This is a genomic window from Amycolatopsis halotolerans, assembly GCF_042647905.1.
In the GTDB taxonomy this organism is placed as follows: Bacteria; Actinomycetota; Actinomycetes; order Mycobacteriales; family Pseudonocardiaceae; genus Amycolatopsis; species Amycolatopsis halotolerans.
Window position 1 is genome coordinate 18,245 of sequence record NZ_JBHRWI010000071.1, and the last position, 17,137, is coordinate 35,381.

General features: G+C 69.0%; 16 protein-coding genes. 6 read left to right on the forward strand and 10 right to left on the reverse strand.

Annotated features, from left to right (window positions below):
• Positions 1 to 13: 13 nt before the first annotated feature.
• The 5 genes from ACFORO_RS42930 to ACFORO_RS42950 form a co-directional block, all read right to left on the reverse strand.
• Positions 14 to 1,006 carry an ABC transporter permease gene (locus tag ACFORO_RS42930; RefSeq protein ID WP_377874839.1) on the reverse strand — a complete coding sequence of 331 codons (993 nt, stop codon included), beginning with the start codon at positions 1,004 to 1,006 and terminating at the stop codon, positions 14 to 16.
• A 214-nt stretch (positions 1,007 to 1,220) separates the two neighbouring features.
• A complete protein-coding gene (locus ACFORO_RS42935) occupies positions 1,221 to 2,510 on the reverse strand; it encodes a cytosine permease (RefSeq protein ID WP_377874837.1) in 1,290 nt (429 codons plus the stop codon).
• Positions 2,507 to 3,949 (reverse strand): YlbE family protein, encoded by a 1,443-nt coding sequence (locus ACFORO_RS42940; RefSeq protein ID WP_377874835.1) that lies wholly within the window; start codon positions 3,947 to 3,949, stop codon positions 2,507 to 2,509. Before ACFORO_RS42940 ends, ACFORO_RS42935 begins: the two co-directional genes overlap by 4 nt.
• The gene (gene fdrA / locus ACFORO_RS42945; RefSeq protein ID WP_377874833.1) at positions 3,946 to 5,487 is read right to left on the reverse strand and encodes an acyl-CoA synthetase FdrA; all 1,542 of its coding nucleotides are present in this window, start codon (positions 5,485 to 5,487) and stop codon (positions 3,946 to 3,948) included. The genes ACFORO_RS42940 and fdrA overlap by 4 nt, the downstream gene beginning before the upstream one ends.
• Entirely contained in the window at positions 5,484 to 6,350 is an 867-nt protein-coding gene (locus tag ACFORO_RS42950; RefSeq protein ID WP_377874831.1) for a DUF2877 domain-containing protein, read from the reverse strand. Before ACFORO_RS42950 ends, fdrA begins: the two co-directional genes overlap by 4 nt.
• A gap of 107 nt (positions 6,351 to 6,457) precedes the next feature.
• On the opposite strand from ACFORO_RS42950, the gene ACFORO_RS42955 reads away from it, so the two are divergent.
• On the forward strand, positions 6,458 to 7,387 hold the full coding sequence (locus tag ACFORO_RS42955; RefSeq protein ID WP_377874829.1) for a carbamate kinase: 930 nt from the start codon (positions 6,458 to 6,460) through the stop codon (positions 7,385 to 7,387).
• A gap of 268 nt (positions 7,388 to 7,655) precedes the next feature.
• On the opposite strand, the gene ACFORO_RS42960 is transcribed toward ACFORO_RS42955, so the two are convergent.
• The 3 genes from ACFORO_RS42960 to ACFORO_RS42970 form a co-directional block, all read right to left on the reverse strand.
• Positions 7,656 to 8,300 carry a GntR family transcriptional regulator gene (locus ACFORO_RS42960; protein WP_377874827.1) on the reverse strand — a complete coding sequence of 215 codons (645 nt, stop codon included), beginning with the start codon at positions 8,298 to 8,300 and terminating at the stop codon, positions 7,656 to 7,658.
• Between the two features lie 48 nt (positions 8,301 to 8,348).
• Positions 8,349 to 9,257, reverse strand: coding sequence for an NAD-dependent epimerase/dehydratase family protein (locus ACFORO_RS42965; protein WP_377874825.1), 909 nt, complete (start codon positions 9,255 to 9,257; stop codon positions 8,349 to 8,351).
• 88 nt (positions 9,258 to 9,345) lie between these two features.
• Positions 9,346 to 10,131 (reverse strand): SDR family NAD(P)-dependent oxidoreductase, encoded by a 786-nt coding sequence (locus tag ACFORO_RS42970; protein WP_116203631.1) that lies wholly within the window; start codon positions 10,129 to 10,131, stop codon positions 9,346 to 9,348.
• A gap of 101 nt (positions 10,132 to 10,232) precedes the next feature.
• Between ACFORO_RS42970 and ACFORO_RS42975 the strand changes: the two genes are divergently transcribed.
• Complete coding sequence (locus ACFORO_RS42975) at positions 10,233 to 10,847, forward strand: TetR/AcrR family transcriptional regulator (protein ID WP_377874821.1); 615 nt, start codon at positions 10,233 to 10,235, stop codon at positions 10,845 to 10,847.
• Between the two features lie 30 nt (positions 10,848 to 10,877).
• On the opposite strand, the gene ACFORO_RS42980 is transcribed toward ACFORO_RS42975, so the two are convergent.
• Complete coding sequence (locus ACFORO_RS42980) at positions 10,878 to 11,225, reverse strand: hypothetical protein (protein WP_377874819.1); 348 nt, start codon at positions 11,223 to 11,225, stop codon at positions 10,878 to 10,880.
• Positions 11,226 to 11,527: 302 nt separating this feature from the next.
• Between ACFORO_RS42980 and ACFORO_RS42985 the strand changes: the two genes are divergently transcribed.
• The 3 genes from ACFORO_RS42985 to ACFORO_RS42995 are packed head-to-tail and all read left to right on the forward strand — an operon-like array spanning position 11,528 to position 14,351.
• Positions 11,528 to 11,743 (forward strand): hypothetical protein, encoded by a 216-nt coding sequence (locus ACFORO_RS42985; protein WP_162834513.1) that lies wholly within the window; start codon positions 11,528 to 11,530, stop codon positions 11,741 to 11,743.
• Positions 11,740 to 13,188, forward strand: coding sequence for a sodium:solute symporter family protein (locus tag ACFORO_RS42990; protein WP_377874816.1), 1,449 nt, complete (start codon positions 11,740 to 11,742; stop codon positions 13,186 to 13,188). The genes ACFORO_RS42985 and ACFORO_RS42990 overlap by 4 nt, the downstream gene beginning before the upstream one ends.
• A complete protein-coding gene (locus ACFORO_RS42995; protein ID WP_377874809.1) occupies positions 13,185 to 14,351 on the forward strand; it encodes an amidohydrolase in 1,167 nt (388 codons plus the stop codon). The genes ACFORO_RS42990 and ACFORO_RS42995 overlap by 4 nt, the downstream gene beginning before the upstream one ends.
• Positions 14,352 to 14,716: 365 nt before the next feature.
• Here ACFORO_RS42995 and ACFORO_RS43000 read toward each other — a convergent pair whose 3' ends face one another.
• Positions 14,717 to 16,183, reverse strand: coding sequence for a chlorohydrolase family protein (locus tag ACFORO_RS43000; protein WP_377874807.1), 1,467 nt, complete (start codon positions 16,181 to 16,183; stop codon positions 14,717 to 14,719).
• A 137-nt stretch (positions 16,184 to 16,320) separates the two neighbouring features.
• Between ACFORO_RS43000 and ACFORO_RS43005 the strand changes: the two genes are divergently transcribed.
• A complete protein-coding gene (locus tag ACFORO_RS43005) occupies positions 16,321 to 16,977 on the forward strand; it encodes a GntR family transcriptional regulator (RefSeq protein ID WP_354748994.1) in 657 nt (218 codons plus the stop codon).
• Positions 16,978 to 17,137: the final 160 nt, after the last annotated feature.

Consider the following 17,137-nt stretch of genomic DNA (forward strand, 5'->3'; position numbering starts at 1 on the left):
TGCAGAAGGGAAATCAGCGGCGGGAAGCCTTGGGATCGAGGGCGTCCCGGACAGCGTCGCCGAGCAGGTTGAAAGCCAGGACCGTGATCGCGAGCGCGCCCGCGGGCACCGCCAGGAACCAGGGGTCGGAGAGATACCAGTTGCCCGCCTGCGCCGCGTTGAGCATCTGGCCCCACGACGGCGTCGGGTCTTTCACGCCGACGCCGAGGAACGACAGCGCGGCTTCGGCGGTGATGTTGATCGGGATCAGCATGGTCGCGTACACGAGCACGACGCCCAGCACGTTCGGGATGATCTGCTTCAGGATGATCGAACGACGGCTCGCGCCGAACGCCTTCGCCGCCTCGACGTACTCCTGCTCGCGGATCGAGAGCACCTGGCCGCGCACCACGCGCGCGAGGTACGCCCAGCCGAAAAAGCCGAGGATGATCACCAGCGAGGAGATCGGGATCAGGCTGCCCGAATCGAGCGCGGTGCCGCGCAGCCGGGACTGCAGGATCGGCGTCAGCGACAGCACCAGCAGCAGGTGCGGGAACGCGAGGAACAGGTCCATGATCCGGCTGATGACCATGTCGGTCTTGCCGCCGAAGTAGCCGGCCGCCGCGCCGAGCACGGTGCCCAGCACGACCGAGACGACGGTGGCCAGCAGCGCGATGGTCAGCGAAACCCGTGCGCCGTAGGCCATCCGCGCGAAGATGTCGCGGCCGAGGCCGGGTTCGAGGCCCAGCCAGTGCTCGGACGACGGGTAGCGGTAGTAGTCCAGCGGCAGGCCGGGCGTCGTGAAGCCGTCGAGGAAGTCCGGGCCGGTGTGCGCGGTGAACGGGTCGGAGCCCTCGATGCCGGTCAGCACCGGGGCGAGGATCGCGAACAGCACGATCAGGCAGACCGCGACCAGCGCCGCCATCGCGATGCGGCTGCGCCGGATCCGCAGCCAGGCCGTGCCCACGAGGGTGCGGCCGGTGCGGACGGCCGCGACCGGGGCGGGGGCCGTGTCGACACCTTGCACGGGGTTCTCCTCAGCGAGAGCGAAACGATGGCGTTTGGTATACCAAGTGCTCGCCCAAGATCACAAGAGTGTCTTCGAGGATTGTTGCCGTGCTGTGTACTTCTTGCCGCAGCGCAAAAGGGCCGCACGTCGCCGGAGCGACGTGCGGCCTACCAAATGCGGATGGAAAGCAGCTGGGCCTCACGCGCTTGAACTCGTGAGGCCCAGCTGCCGGTCAGGAGGAGGCGGTGCGGGTGCGCGGTGCCTCGATCGCCAGATACGCGAGGAGCCCGATCACGAGCCCGACGACGGCGTCCGAAAAGGACGGTGCGACGAGGTGTACCAGCAACGCCGCCGCGGCCCCGATCGCCCACGCGAGGAACGCCGTGGGCCGGAACCGGGTCTCCGCGCGTCCGGCGGTGCGACGGCGCAGGAGGATCTGGTCCGCGATGAGCACCGCGCCCAGCGGCGGCACCAGCACGCCGAGGATCGACAGCCAGTTCACGAAGTAGTTCCACGCGCCGAGCAGCGCCACCACGACGCCGATGATGCCCAGCACGAGCGTCAGGATCCGCATCTTGGACCGCACCAGATGCGACCAGCCGAGCGCGCCGTTGTACAGGCAGTGCGTGCACACCGAACCCAGGTTGACCACCACGAACACCACGACGAGCACGTTCAGCACCGGATTGCCCGGCCCGGTGAGGATCGGCGTGAAATCGCCGCCCGCCTTGTCCGCGCCCGCGATCGCACCGGCGGCCACGAGCAGGCCGCCCGACAGCTGCGCGACGAGGCTGGCGATCGGGAACGCGGTCACCGTGGCGAGCACCGCTTGGCGGCCGTTCTTCGACCACCGGGTGAAGTCGGCGGTCATCGTGCCGGAGTCGGCGAACGTCGCCATGATCGACGTGACCGCGACGCCGAACGTCATCGCTCCCCCGCCGATGCCCGGATAGCTCGTGATGGCCCCGAAATCGTGGTTCTCGGCGGCGAGGAAGACCGCCGTTCCCGCTGCGATGACGAACAACGGCGCGGCGATCGCGCCGAGCCAGGACAGCGCCCGGATACCGAGGTAGGTCACCGCGATGAAGGCCAGCCCGGCGAGCAACGCGACGAGTGTTTCGTTCCAGCCGAACGCTTTGTTGAGACTCGCGCCGGTCGCGCCGGTGTTGAACGCGAACCACCCGACCACGACCGTCGACAGGAATCCGGACGCGATCGCATATCCGGCGGTGCCGAAGGTTTCCGTGGCCTGCAAGGAAAAACTCTTGCCCGTTTGCCCCGCGCGATGGCTGAGCAGGCTGACGTAAACGAACATGATCAGGTTCGCCAGCAGGATCGCCGCGAGCCCCCGCCAGAAGCCGAGCATCGCGACCACGAGACCGCCGGGCACGGCGTTCGTCAGGATCATCGGGAAGCCGAACCACACGGCCGAAACCGTCCAGAGCGACTTGCGGTGGGATTGCGGGACCGGCGAATGCTCGAATTCGGATTCGAGACCGTTCTCTACTGTCGGCGTAGTCATGGCGCATCAGTCCCGGCGAGCTTTTCCGCGAGGGCGATGACCGCCTTCTCGAACGCTTCGGCCGGCGGATGCGTGATGCCCGCGCCGATCATGCCGATGCCCGCTTCCTTGTGCGCGATCGCGGTGTTGATGACCGGCAGGATGCCCGCGTCGAGCACCTTCCGGACGTCGATTCCGGTCGGCAGGCCGGTGAAGCCGAGCGACGGAACGGTGACGTTCGGGTTCGAGGCGGTGGTGATCGCGGCCATGTCTCGGGTGTAGCGCACCGCGTCCGCGACCGTGCCGCCGACGAGCGCGACGATCGCCGGCGCGGCGGCCATCGCGAAACCGCCGAAGCCGTAGGTCTCGGTGATGGCACTGTCGCCGATGTCCAGCCCGGAGTCCTCCGGTTTGTACCCGGCGAACATCGGGCCGACGACCTTCTGGGCCGGTCCGGTCAGCCAGTGGTTGCCCGGCAGCCCGCTGACGCGAATGCCGAATTCCACGCCGTTTCGCGCCATCGTGGTGACCACAGTGGACCCTTCGATGCCGTGCGCGGCGTCGAGCGCGGCCTTGGCCATCGCCATCCACGTCGGGCCGGAGAAGTAGTCCGAACTCGCGATGAAGTCGAAGACCTCTTTCTTCTTCTCCGTGCTGAAATTCGTCTGCAGCAACGCGGGCGCGAGCGCCTGGAACAGCAGCACGGTGCCCGCGATGTTGCGGTTGTGGCACTCGTCTCCCATGTGGACAGCCTGGGCGAGCATGAGGCGCAGGTCGATCGGGTCGCCGATTTCCATGGCCTCCTGGAGCATCGGACCGAGGGTGTCGCGCATCCACACGAGACGCTCGATGACGCTCTCGTCGTTCGCGCCCATGCGGAGGATCTTGGCCATCTGCTCGGACAGATTGGTGTAGGCGTAATTGCCGTGCGTCTCGTTCTTGACGATGTGCATGTACATCGACGCGGACGTCACCCCGGCCATCGAGCCGACGCAGTCGTGTTCGTGGCACGGCTCGAAGGTGATTTCGCCGCTGGCAGCCACTTCCGCGGCCTCGTCGAGGTCTTTCGCGAGCCCCTCGAAGACGAGTGCACCGGTGACCGCGCCCTTCATCGGGCCGGACATCCGATCCCAGGTGATCGGCGGACCCGCGTGCAGGATGGTCTTCGGCGTCATGCCGGGGACGACGTCGAGCGCGCGGCCGAAGCCGACCAGCATCGGCTTGGCGTTGGTGATCCGGTCGACGGCCTCGGCGTTCGCGGCGGCGATCTTCTCGGCCAGTTCGGGCTTTTCGAGGGCGTCGAGCGCCGCGATGACGTCCGGCTTCCCGTTGCCCGGCGGGGTCCAGTCGAGGGTAGTGACCTTCCCGCCCTGCGCGGCGATATCGTCGGCGAACATGGTGAGGCCGACGTTCACGACGTCGAGGTCGCTCCCGAACAACCGGGTGGTGGGGGTGCTCATGCGGTGGCTTCCTTCCCGATGATGGCGCGGACGTACTGGCCCGTTTCGGTGCTGCTGCGGGCGACGGTCACCCCGGCCGCCTCGAGCGCGGCAACCTGGCCGGCGAGCGCGGGGGTGTCGAGGTCGGTGCCGAGGACATAGCCGACGATTTCGAGGTGACGGCCGTCTTTTTCGGCCACGCGCTTGGCTTCAGCGATGGCGGGCAGCGTCACGCCGACCGGGTCTTCGTGCGAGCCGAAGCCGAGCACGAAGTCCATGACGAGCACGGCGACGGTCGGGTCGGCGGCCTCGCGGACGAGGCGTTCGAGGCGCAGCGACGGGTCGATCATCGGGTGCGGACGGCCGTTGGTGAACTCGTCGTCGCCGAAGTCGAGGAAGGTGTGGCCGCGGCTGGCGGCCCCGGCGGGGAGGACGAACTCGGGGTTCTTCTGGATGTTGCTCCAGACGTCCTCGCCCGCGTTGAGCAGCGCGTACATCGATTCGTCGCACAGCGTTCCGCCGCAGAAGATGCCGCGGACGTACTGCTGTCCCGGCTTGAGCTTCGCTCGCACGGCGGCGACGTGCGCGGCGTCCAGCGCGGGCACCTCGGCGACCGGATCGGTGGTGAGCCAGACGGCCTGGAGCGCGGCGTCCTGGCTGGTGGCGGCGAAGTGCCCGCCCGCGGCGGCGACCGCTTCCTCGGAGCCGCCGATGAAGTAGACGACGACCGGTTTGCCCGCGTCGGCGATCTCGGCGAGAACCTTCTTCTCGACCTCCGGCGCCGGGGGCTTCGAGACGAGGACGATCGCGTCGGTCCGGTCGTCGGCGGCCAGCGCGCGGATGCCGTCGATCATCATGATGCCGCCGACCTCGGCGCTCAGGTCGCGTCCGCCGGTGCCGATGAGCTGCGAGATCCCGCCGCCGAGCGCGTGCACCCGGACGCTGACCTCCTGCGAGCCGGTGCCCGACGCGGCGACGATGCCGACCGAACCGGGGCGCACGGCGTTCGCGAAGCAAAGGCCGGTGTTGTTGATGATCGCGGTGCCGCAATCCGGGCCCATCATCAGCAAACCCTTGTCGTGGGCGAGGTTCTTGAGCGCGATCTCGTCCTCGACCGGAACGTTGTCGCTGAACAGCAGCACGTGCAGGTCGTTCTCGAGCGCTTTGCGCGCCTCGCGGGCGGCGTAGGCGCCGTTGACCGCGATGATCGCCAGGTTCGCGTTCCCCTGGGCGGCGGACTCGATCGTGCGGTACACGACGGCCGTCTCGCCTTCGGCGGGCGGCTTGCGGACGAGCAGTTCTTCGATGCGCGCGAGGATTTCGTCGACGTCTTCTGTGCCCTCTTTGGTCACCACGACGATCATCAGGTCGCCGTTGGCCGCGTCCGCGAGTTCCGGCGTGAGCAGGCCGAGGTTGTCCAGCACGCCCTTGTTCATCTCGGTGCCCATCGCGACGAACGCCTGGTCCACGCCGTCGGCCTGGTTGGCCTTGGTGGAGATGGACATCAAGGACACCGAGTCGAAATAGGTGTTCTTCTTGATCACCGCTGTGACAGTCACACGGAACCTCTCATTTCGCTTTCCAGGCGGAGTCCGGCGGCCACGCCCGAGAGCAGGTCGGTCCCGGAGGTGTGGCCGATGGCGGCGACGCGCGCGACGGCGCCCGCCAGGCCGGTCCCGCCGCCGGGCTCGAGGAGCCGGCGCAGGAGGTCGAGGAGGCTTTCCCTGGCTCGGCCCGTTCGGGCCTCGCGCAAGGTGGTGGCGCTCAGCAGCGTCGTGCGGGCGAGGACTTTCTCGCCCAGGCGGGGAAAGCTTGTGGTGCGGCTGCCTGGTTGTGCCGCGACGAGGGCCAGGCCGGAGAGGAAGTCGTCCCCGGCGGGCGTGAGACCCGGGCCGAGACCGACGAGCCCTTCGGCGGCCTTTCGCGCGGCTTCGGTGTCGTTTCGCCGGAGGGCCTGGGTGAGCGCTGTTTGTCCTTGGCGCAGCCGGATACCGACCGCCGCTTGGAACGGGTCGGGCTTTCCGCCTTCCAGCATCCCGCCGGGGACGCCGTGCTCTGTGAGCAGCTCGTCGAGCAACCTCGCCCGGGCAGCCAGCTCCGCCCGGTCGAGAATCAACGGTATTTCTTTGGCATACCAGATGTACGGGTTTCTGAATTTGACCGAAGCAGCCCCGAACGTCGCACCGTGCGCTGTGACCACCGCGGGCGCCCCGGCTTGCACCTGATGCCGACACCAGTCGTCGACTTCCACCCGTATCGTCCACGGAGCGTCATCCACGGTGGAAGCACCGAAGGCGACGAGCTGATCTTGCTGCGTGACAACGTTCAGCACCCGTCGGAACACAGAGTGCACTTCCCCCAGCAGAGCCCCTTCGCGCACCCTCTCGGCGACCACAGCATCCATCGACAACGCGATCGCCATTGCGTGCATCGCCGCCGCCTTTCCTGCCGAACCCTGCTCGCCAATATGGTATACCATCTATGCTGATGCAGGCACCGGTCCTGGACCGGCGGGCGAGGAGGACAAGGATGCGGGTAGTCGTGGCCCTCGGCGGCAACGCCCTCGCGAAGCGCGGAGAGCCGATGACGGCCGACCGGCTCCGGGCGAACGTGCGGTCGACCTGCCAGGCGCTGGCCGGCCTGGCCCGCGAGCACGAACTGGTGATCATCCACGGCAACGGGCCGCAGGTGGGTTTGCTGGCGCTGCAGAACCTGGCGTACCAGGATGTCGCGGCCTATCCGCTGGACATTCTCGGCGCCGAGACGCAAGGCATGATCGGATACGTGATCCAGCAGGAACTGTCGAACGCTCTCGGCGGCGAACGCGAGGTAGTCGCCCTGATCTCGACGACGGTGGTCGACGAGGAGGACCCGGCTTTCGAACGCCCGACCAAGTTGATCGGCCCGCAGTACTCCGCGCAGGACGCGGCGGAAGCAGCCGCCGAGTACCGCTGGACCATCGCCCGCGACGGCGGCGCGTTCCGCCGGGTGGTGCCGTCCCCGGAGCCGATCCGCGTCGTGCAGGCGCCATTAGTGCGGCTGCTGCTGGAAAACGGCCACCTCGTCGTTTGCGTCGGCGGTGGCGGCGTGCCGGTGAAGACGGACCCGGACGGCAAGCGGCAGACCGGGATGCAAGCTGTGGTGGACAAGGATCTGGCCGGCGCCGCGCTGAGTGCGGAACTGGGCGCGGACACGCTGATCATGCTGACGGACGCGGATTACGTCACGGAGAACTGGGGAACGCCGCACCAGCGGGACATCCTGACGGCTTCGGCTGAGGCGATCGGGAAGCTGGAGTTCGCCGAAGGTTCGATGAAACCGAAGGTGGACGCCGCGATCCGGGTGGCGCGGGCCGGTGGCCGTGCGTTGATCGGGCCGTTGGACCGGCTGGATGACTTGCTGGCGCGGAAGATCGGCACCGAGATCCGGGGAGACGTGGACGGGATCGTCTACGCCTGATCTCCGGCGGGCGGCAGCGGGGGTTGTCCGGGCGGAGGTCCCGGTGCCGTCCGCCGGTCTCGGTTCGGTCGCGTCCGGCACCGGAGATTCCGCAGCCGCCCGCACCCCAGCCGCCGGGCGAACTGGCGGCCGTTCGCTCTTTAGCCCGGTGGCGATTCGCGCCGTCGAATCGCTCTCCGACTGCGCCGGGTGCGCGACTCAGCGCTCGATCTCGTTGCGCTCCCGGGGATCGGCGACTCCCGGCACGCACGGGCAGTTGCCCAGGGCCTCAATCCTCCTCGCGCCCCAGCCCGCGCAAATGCCGTCCGCTCTCCATGTGCTCCATCAACAGCGCCTCGACGGTGTCCACATCCCGCCGCGCAATAGCGTCGTACAGCGCCCGGTGCTCCCCCGCCACCCGCTCCAGATCCTCGTGCTGCCCCAGCAGCCACCGCATCCGGCTGCGCAGCGTCAGTTCCAGCTCGTTCAGCAGTTCATTCCCCGCCATCGCCGTCACGGCCTCGTGGAAATCGGCCGCCGCGCGGTGCGCCGTCACCGCGTCCCCGGCAGCGGCAGCGGCGGTTTCCTCCGCCAAAGCGGCGCGGAGCTGATCCAACCCGGCACGCGAATGCCGGGTCGCAGCGAGCTTGAACGTCAGGACTTCCAGCGCGGCACGCACTTCCTGCAGGTCCGCGATATCGCTCGCGCTGAACTCCCGCACCACCGCCCACGTCCGCGGCCTCGGCGTGACCAGGCCTTCCGCGACCAGCGCCTTCAGCGCGTCCCGCACCGGGACCCGGCTCACGCCCAGGTCCGCGGCGAGATCCCGTTCGACCAGCTTGCTGCCGGGTTTGCGCGCCCCGTCCAGGATCTCGTCCCGGAGCTGCCGGACGACCCGGTCCGTCTCGGATTCGACGCCCTGTTCCGCTGCCATCCGGCCATTCTCGCACCACCGCCCGGACCGTCCACTGTGGCCGGTCGATCAGCGCGGATTCGTCTTCCGCCACTCGGCGTAATCCGCCACCGCCGCCCGCACGTCGAACTCCGGCGCGAAACCCGTTTCCTCCCTGAGCCGCGAAATATCCAGATACGGACCGGTTTCCCCGCCGGGTTGAAGCTGGTCCGGAAGACCTGGCACCAGCTCCGCCAACGCCTCCGCGAACTCCCGGTTCGTCACCGGCTGTCCGCTCGACACGTTGTATGTCTGATGCTTCAGCGAAGGTGCCGTCATCAGCGAGGCGATCGCACGCCCGGCATCCGGTGCGTAGCAGCAGTCGAACCCCTCGTCGGCGACCAGCGAGCGCGGCGTGCCGCCGCGCAGGCCCGCGTTGAGATACGACGGAATCGGGAAGAACGGCGATTCCGGGTCGACGAGCGGCCCCCACACGGTCCCGATCCGCAGCACCACCGGCTCGACGCCGCTCCCCCGCAGGCTGTGCGTCGTCAGCGGTTCGACGGCTTTCTTGAACGCCACGATCAGATGCGGCAGATCCGCGGTCGGCAGCGGCAGCTCCTCGTGCCAGGACGGCTCGTCGCGGCCGACGTACACGCCGAGGCTGCTCGCGACCGCGAACCGCCGCACCTGCCACGTCCGGGCCGCGTCCAGGGCGTTGGTCAAGCCGGCGAGGTCCGTCCGGAAGAACGCGACCGGGTCGTCGCCCGGGATGCTGCCCGCCAGGTGGACGATCGCGGTGATGTCGTACCGGTCGCCGAGCGCGAGGAAGGCGTCCCGGTCGGTCGCGTCGAGCGTTTCCACGGCGACCCGGCCCGCCAGGAACGACGGGACGTCCGTCCGCCGGTGCCCGGTGACCAGCACGTCTTCCCCGAGATCGGCGAGCGCCCTGGCCGTGTGCGCGCCGATCATGCCGAGCCCGCCGGTCAGGAGGATCATCGCGGAGCCTCGCGGCGCGCGGTCGAGAACTTTGTCATGCCGCGAAGCTACGGCCTGCCCGCCCGCCGGTTCTTGAACAAATCGCGCATCAGAAGTGCGTGCCGCCGTCGATGCGGACCTCGGTGCCGGTGATGAACGCGGCGTCCTCGCTGGCGAGCATCGCGACGACCGACGCGACCGTCTCCGGACCGGCGAAGCCCTGGCCCAGCGCGGGAAGCAGCTTGCCGAGCAGGGTGAAATCGGCGTCCTCGGGGAAGCCGGGGCCGACGCTCTGCTTGCTCTTGCCGCTGCCGTCGGTCATGCCGGACGAGATCGAACCGGGCTGGACGGCGGTGAAGCGGATGCCGTCCTTCGCGTATTCGGACGCCAGCGCGTGCGTCATCGACTGGATGCCGCCCTTGCTCGCCGCGTACGCTGCCATGTACGGGTGCGCGAACATCGCCGACGTCGAGCTGAAGTTGACCACCGCGGGCGCGGAACCCTCGCGCAGCGCCGGGATCGACTCGCGGATCACCAGGAACGTGCCGACCAGGTTGACGCGCAGCACCTGCTCGAACGCCTCGACCGGCATCTCGTGGGTGTGCGCCGACCGCAGGATGCCCGCGGCGTTGACGACCGCGTCCAGCCCGCCGAGCTGCTCGACCGCCGACGCGACCCCAGCCTTCACCGACGCTTCGTCGGCGACGTTCACCACCACAGTGCCCAGCCGGTCCGCCGCGTCGCCTGCCTTCTCGACGGTGTCCGCCAGTCCCGCTTCGCTCACATCAGCGGCGACGACACGCCCGCCCTCGGCCAGCATCCGCAGGACCGTCGCCTGCCCGATGCCCGAGCCCGCTCCGGTGACCAGCACGCGGCGTCCTTCGTAACGGTTCATGGTCCGCTCCTTTCTCCAACCGTCACGTTACGCCTAGATGGCAGACTGTGCCACTCTGGCGAGATGGGCACCCTTGGCAGCAATCGGGTAGCGTGGCCCTGGTGAGCGGAAAGACCCCGACCCTGACCGAACGGCGCAAAGCGGCGACGCAACTCGACATCGCCCGCGCCGCCGCGCGCCTGTTCACCGAGCATGGCGCGCAGGGGACGACCGCGGAAGCGATCGCCGCCGCGGCGGGCGTCGCGCCGCGCACCTTCTACCGCTACTTCCGCACCAAAGAGGACGCGGTCGCTCCGCTGCTGGTCGTCGGCGCCGATTCGTGGCGGGAACACCTCGCGTCGACGCCCGAAGGGACGCCGCTGCTTCAGGCGGTCGAGGACGCGATCCACAAGACGATCTCCGCCGCCGACGCCACCCAGGAGTTCTCCTGGACGCGCGGGTTGCTGCTCGCGGCGAGCGGAGACGATTCGGCTCTGGCCGCCGTGTGGCACCGGGTGAACGGCGAATCCGAGACCCGGCTGCGTCCGGTGCTGGCACGGCTGGCACCGGAGACGGACGAGGTGACGGTGCACCTGGTCGCGGCGGCGGCGACGGACGCGATCCGGATTTCGCTGGAGATCTGGGCGGGGACTGACGAGAAGGCGGCGCCGGTCGAACTGGCGGTCCGGTGCTTCCGCGGACTGTCCGGCGGGCTCGTGAGCGGCGATCACGGTTAGAACCGGGACAGGCACTCACGAGCCGATCGCTCAACGGAACTCGTGCACGACCTCGACCTGCCCGACCAGGTGCGCGTTGAACTCCGCCAGCTCCTCGGCCGGAACCCACAGCTCCAGGATCGTTTCGCCGCCCGCCTGCCGCACCGGATAGCGGTCCAGGAACGCTGTTTCGACGCGGAAGCGGGTCACGTACCCCGCGCCGTCGTACCGGACGTTCCAGTCCCGCGCGATCTTCACCGCGTAGTCCTCGTTCAGCACCGGGTAGAAGATCGGCTGTTCCGGCAGCCGCGGCGGCCACGCGCGCCAGCCGGACTCGCGCACCAGCTCCAGCTCGGCCGGGCCGGTCGGGCGCCACAGCTCCGTCGTCGGGTTGCTCATCACGTCCCCCTCTCGACGGCACGGTAACCGCCAAGAGGATGCGCGGGCGACCGGTTTACCCAGGTGATTCGGTCTACCAAAGCGCACACCGGACACCACAGCCCGGCCAGCCGCGTCCACATCGGACAACCGGCCACCAGACCGCGCCCGGCATCCGCCGAACCCACTTTGCGCCATCACCAGCGCAGCAACCGCCACCAGCGGCCCGGAACGGTCGCGAGCCCGCATCGTTCCCCGGCGCACCCTTGACAACCCGCCACCTGCCGCGCTTATGGTATACCAAACAACGAAGGGTGTGCGCGATGAAGCGTTCCGCAGTGGTGGCCGCGGTGGCCTTCACCCCTTACGTGGCGATGATCGGCGGCCTGCCCTGGTTCAGCGGCGACGGCCGGATCTGGTTCCTGCCCGAGATCGGGTTCTGGATCCTCCTCTGGGTTGCCCTCACGCCCGTCTTCCTCGGCGTAGCCGACCGCATCCGGCGCCCGAGCGCCGCCGAAACCGAGCAGGAGCAGCGATGAACGCGGGCGCGGTGGTGGCGCTGGCCGTGGTGGCGCTGGCGGTGGTCATCGGACTGGCCGCGCGCGGCCGGAAGCAGATGAACCTCGAGCAGTGGACAGTCGCCGGCCGGTCGTACGGGACGCTGCTGTTCTGGGTGCTCGCCGCGGGCGAGACCTACTCGACCTTCACCTATCTCGGCGCCTCCGGGTTCGCCTACGCCAACGGCGGCGCCGCGTTCTACATCGCCGGCTACGGCACGTGCGCCTTCGTCCTGTCCTACTTCTTCCTCCCTCCATTGTGGAGGTACGCGAAGAAGCACAACCTCGTCACGCAAGCGGACTTCTTCACCCACCGCTTCCGCAGTCCGTGGTTCGGCGCGCTGACCGCGATCGTCGGCGTGGCGTTCATGATCCCCTACATCGAGGCACAGCTGCTCGGCCTCGGCCAGATCGTCGAGACGACGACCGGCATCAACCGGGTCACCAGCATGGTCCTCGCGGTGGTGCTGATCGCGGTGTTCGTCTACGCGTCCGGCATGAAGGCCGCCGCGTGGGTGTCGGTGCTCAAGGACATCCTGCTGATCGGCACCGTGCTGATCGTCGGCATCGCGATTCCGGTGCACTACTTCGGCGGCTTCGGGCATCTCATCGACACCGTGCAGGCACAGCACCCCGGCTTCCTCGGCGTACCGGCGCCGGGCAGCCCGCTCGGCGTGCCGTGGATGATGTCGACCCTGATCGTGACGAGCGCGGCGTTCTTCATGTTCCCGCACGCGCTGGCCGCGATGTACACCGCGAAGTCCGAGCAGACGATCCGCCGCAACGCGATTTACCTTCCCCTGTACCAGATCCTGATCGCGCTGACGCTGTTCGTCGGGTTCGCCGCGCTGCTGGTCGTGCCCGGACTGAAGGGCAGCGCCAGCAACGGCGCGCTGCTATCGCTGACCTTGAAGACCATGCCGTCGTGGGTCGTCGGCCTCGTCGGCGGCGCGGGCGCGCTGGCCGCCATCGTGCCGATCAGCCTGCTGCTCCTGCAGTCCGCGACGCTGCTGGCCCGCAACGTCTACCAAGGCGTCCTGCGGCCGAAGACCTCCGAACTGGGCGTGTTCCGGCTGTCGCGCGGCCTGGTCGTCGTGGTGACCGCGGTGGCGCTGCTGTTCGCGATCTTCCAGCCCGCGCTCCTGGTGAACCTGCTGCTGACCGGCCAGAACGGCGTGTCCCAGTTCTTCCCGGCGATCGTGCTGGGGCTGGTGTGGCGGCGGCTGACCAAGGCCGGCGCGGCGACCGGGCTCGTGGTCGGCGTCGCGATCGTCGCGTGGACGGTTCTCGCCTCGAAGAACACGTTGTGGGGACTCAATCCCGGCCTGCTCGCGATCGTCGTCAACGTCGTGCTCACGGTCGGCGTCAGCCTCGCCACCTCCGAGCGGCGCGAGCCGACCGTCCGCGCCGAGGCTGGTGTCGCGTGAACCTGGTGCTGCGCAACGTCCGGCCCGGCGGCGGCGATCCGACGGACGTGCTGGTGCGCGACGGCAGGATCGCCGGGTTCGGACCGGCCGAGGTCCCGGCCGACGTCCCGGTGGAGGACGGCGGCGGCGCACTGCTGCTGCCCGGCCTCGTCGACGCCCACTGCCATGTCGACAAGACCCTGTGGGGCCTCCCCTGGGCGCCGAACACCTCGGGTTCGGTCCTCGCCGACCGGATCTCGAACGAACAGCGCCGCCGCAAGGAATTCGGGCTCCCCTCGCCCGAGCCCGCGGCCGCGCTGCTCGGCGCGATGATCGCGAACGGCACTTCCTTCGTCCGCACGCACACCGATGTCGACCCCGAACTGGGACTGTCCGGCATCGAGGCGGTGCGGGAGGCGGCGGCGCGGCATCGCGGCCGGGTCACCGTCGAGCAGGTCGCCTTCCCCCAGGGCGGCCTGCTCACCCGGCCCGGCACGCTGGAACTGCTGGAACGGGCGGTGGCATCCGGCGTGGAGAACGTCGGCGGCATCGACCCGGCGGGCTACGACCGCGATCCGCGCGGGCATCTCGACGCGATCTTCGACATCGCCGCGCGGCACGGCTGCGGCGTCGACCTGCACCTGCACGACGAAGGTCTGCTCGGCGCCTGGGAAATCGAGCTCGTCATCGAGCGGACGAAGGCGCTCGGCCTCGCCGGGAAGGTCGCGATCGGGCACGCGTTCGGCATCTGCGGCATCCCGGACGCGCAGCAGGACCGGCTGCTCGAGGGCCTCGCGGAGCAGCAGATCACGCTCACCACCGCGGCGGTGTACGACCGGCCGGTGCCGCCGCTGGCCAAGATGCGGGCAGCGGGCGCGAACGCCGCGTGCGGCAACGACGGCATCCGCGACCTGTGGGGCCCGTACGGCGACGGCGACATGCTGACGCGCACCATGCACCTGGCGTACCGCAGCTCGTTCCGCACCGACCCGGAGATCGAACTCGCGCTGCACGCGGCGACATACGGCGGCGCGAAAGCGTTACGGCTCAAGGATTACGGCCTGCGGATCGGCGACCACGCTGATTTCTTCTTGATAGACGCAGTGTACCCGGCCGAAGCCGTCGTGTCCCATCCTCCGCGGCGGCTCGTGGTGAAGGGCGGGGCTGTCGTCTCGCGGCGATAGCCCCGGTCCGCGCGGGGAACTCTGCGGGAATTGGAGTCAATGCCAGGAACTTAAGATTGTGATGTGGACGTGCTGCTGGCGTGTTTCCGCAGCTCAGCTGGCTCGATCCGGTTGAGCGCGCGTCGCTGTGGGCCCCGGGCCCGGGAACGGAAGCCAGGTTGTGGTCTGTGAGGGGAACCCTGAGGGAATCTGATTCCCTCAGGGTTCCCCTCACAGACCTCAAGACGCGGTCACATGGCGACAAATCGGTCATTTCGGCACAGTTGGCGTCCTTTGTGGACGATCAGCGGGCCGAGATCAACGCGGCTTGAGTTCCTGGCATTGGGGAATCAGAGTCCCTCGGCCCCGCACAGACAACAGCCGGGTCATTCCTGGAACGCCGGGAAGGTCGGAGGGAACAACTCCCCCGTCTCCCGGCGTTCGACGTCCCGCTCCGAATACGCGGCGCGCATCTTCTCGAACAACGCCTGCGCACGGCGGCGGAGGCCCTCCTCGTCGACGCCGGGGACGTGTCCGTCGACCAGCACCGGCCGGCCCGCGACGACGGAATGCGTTGCCTGGCGGGCGGTTCCGCTGAGCAGGAACGTCCGGATCGGATCGTCCCGCACACCGTCGCGCAGGTCGCCGACACGGAACGCGACGAGGTCCGCCTGCCCTCCCGGAGCCAGCTTGCCGAGGTCGTCGCGGCGGAGCGCGCGGGCGCCGCCGAGCGTCGCGGCTTCGACGTACCACTCCGCCGGAGCCGCGTCGGCGCGGTCGCCCATCACCTTCGCCAGATGCACGCCGACGTCCATGCCGCGCACCAGGTCCGGCGGGAAGGAATCGGTGCCCAGACACAGGTTCAGGCCCGCTTCGCGGTAATCGCGGAAGGAGCGCAGGGCGTGGCCGTAGCGGAAGGACGTGAGCGGGCAATGGATCACCGACGCACCGGCTGCGGCGAGCGCGGCGACGTCGCCGCGGTCCTCGCCGTAGACGTCGGGGTGGCGGTCGAGGACCTGGCCGTGCGGGATCAGCAGCCGGTCGCCGAGCAGGCCGGTGCGCTTGAGCATTTCCAGCGGGGTTACGCCGTAACGGTCCAGGATCAGCTCCCGCTCCAGCACGCCTTGCAGGCAGTGGAGCCGCACCAGGACGTCACGCTGCCGCGCCGCGTCGGCGGTGGCGCGCATCAGGTCTTCGGTGAGGGTTTCGATGCGGCACGGCAACAGAACGCCGTTGACGAGCGGATCGTCCAGTTCTGTTACGTGGTCGAGGAACCGCAGCGCGTCGGCCAGTCCCTCCTCGCCGCGGGGCTCGTCGAAGGCGACCGTTCGCGTACCGTCCACAGTGGCCACATTGACGCCGGAACGGTAAGCAGGGCCCAGATATCCGCGCAGCCCGAGGTTCCGGGAGAAGTCCGCCATCGCGACGAGTTCCTCGTACGGCTCGGCCCACGACGAATGGACCTCCGACGCGATCGGCATGAACGTGGTGATGCCGTGCAGTGCCAGTTGAACGAGCGCGTACTCGCGAATGGTCTGCCGTTCTTCCGGCGTGAAGACGTCGCGGCGGCGGTGCGCGAAGTAGTCCTCGGACCACTGCAGCCCGGTCGCACGGTCCGCCGTGGCCCAGGAATCGAGGACAAGATGGTCCACATCGGTCAGCGCGTCGAGGTCGATGAGGCCCGGGAGGACGAGCGCTTCGCCGAGGTCGACGTCCAGGTCGGCCGTTCCGGCATACCGCGGGCCGACGTAGGTGACGACGTCGTCCTCCCACACGACCTCGCCGTTTTCCAGCAGGACGTGCTGTCCGTTCTGGTGGGCCAGCACATGGCGCGCGCGCCAGCGAGTACGCATCGGGTTCCTTCCGTCGGTGCATTTAGGTATACCAAACGGCGGAACCTGGCGGCCAGACCTTGCCGGGGGCGGGTTTTTCCGGGAACCTGGGGGAAGGTTCGCCGATACTGTCGGTGACAGCGGCGGGAGGGGATCGGATGGAGCCGGGTTTCGCCTCGGAATCGGAGCGCGTGACGGAACGGCTGCGCAACGAAATCCTCGACGGCACGCGCGTTCCCGGCAGCAAGCTGGTCGAACGGGACCTGGCCGCGGAGATGGGCGTGAGCCGGGTGCCGGTGCGGGATGCGTTGCGCGCGCTGGGAAACGAGGGCCTGGTGACGCCGCGGCCCCGGTCGTGGTCGGTGGTGCGGGAGTTCACCGCCTCGGATGTCGCGGACCTCAACGAGGTGCGCACGGCTTTCGAGGGCCTCACTTTCCGGCTCGCCGCACAGCGTCGCACCCGCGAGGGCCTGACCCGGCTGCGAGAGGTGCTGGACACGGAACTGCGCGCCGCCCGCGCTGGCGACGCGGTCTCGGCCCGCCGCGCGGCCGCGGATTTCCACGAGGTCGTGACGTCGCTGTCGGCGAACGAACTGCTCGGCGAACTGGAACGGACGCTGCGCAGCCGGATGCGGTGGCTGCTGGGCCAGCACGACGACCTGGAAGCCATGGCGGCGGAACACGAACTCCTGTACGAGGCGATCGTGGACCGCGATGTCGAGCGAGTGGAACGGCTTGTGCTGGCGCACCTGGCGACGGGCACGAGCGAGGCGGTGCGGCGGCATCCGGCCGAGGAGACCGCTTCGGCGGGTTGAGGTCGCGCCCTCCGGTGATCGCAGCCCGGGGGCAGCGAGAGCCCAGCCCCGTTTTGACCGGCCTGGTGCCGACGAGACAGTAGTCCGTGAGGGGAACCCTGAGGGAATCAGAGTCAATGCCAGGAACTTAAGCGTGGTTGGTCACGGTTCGGCGGTGGTC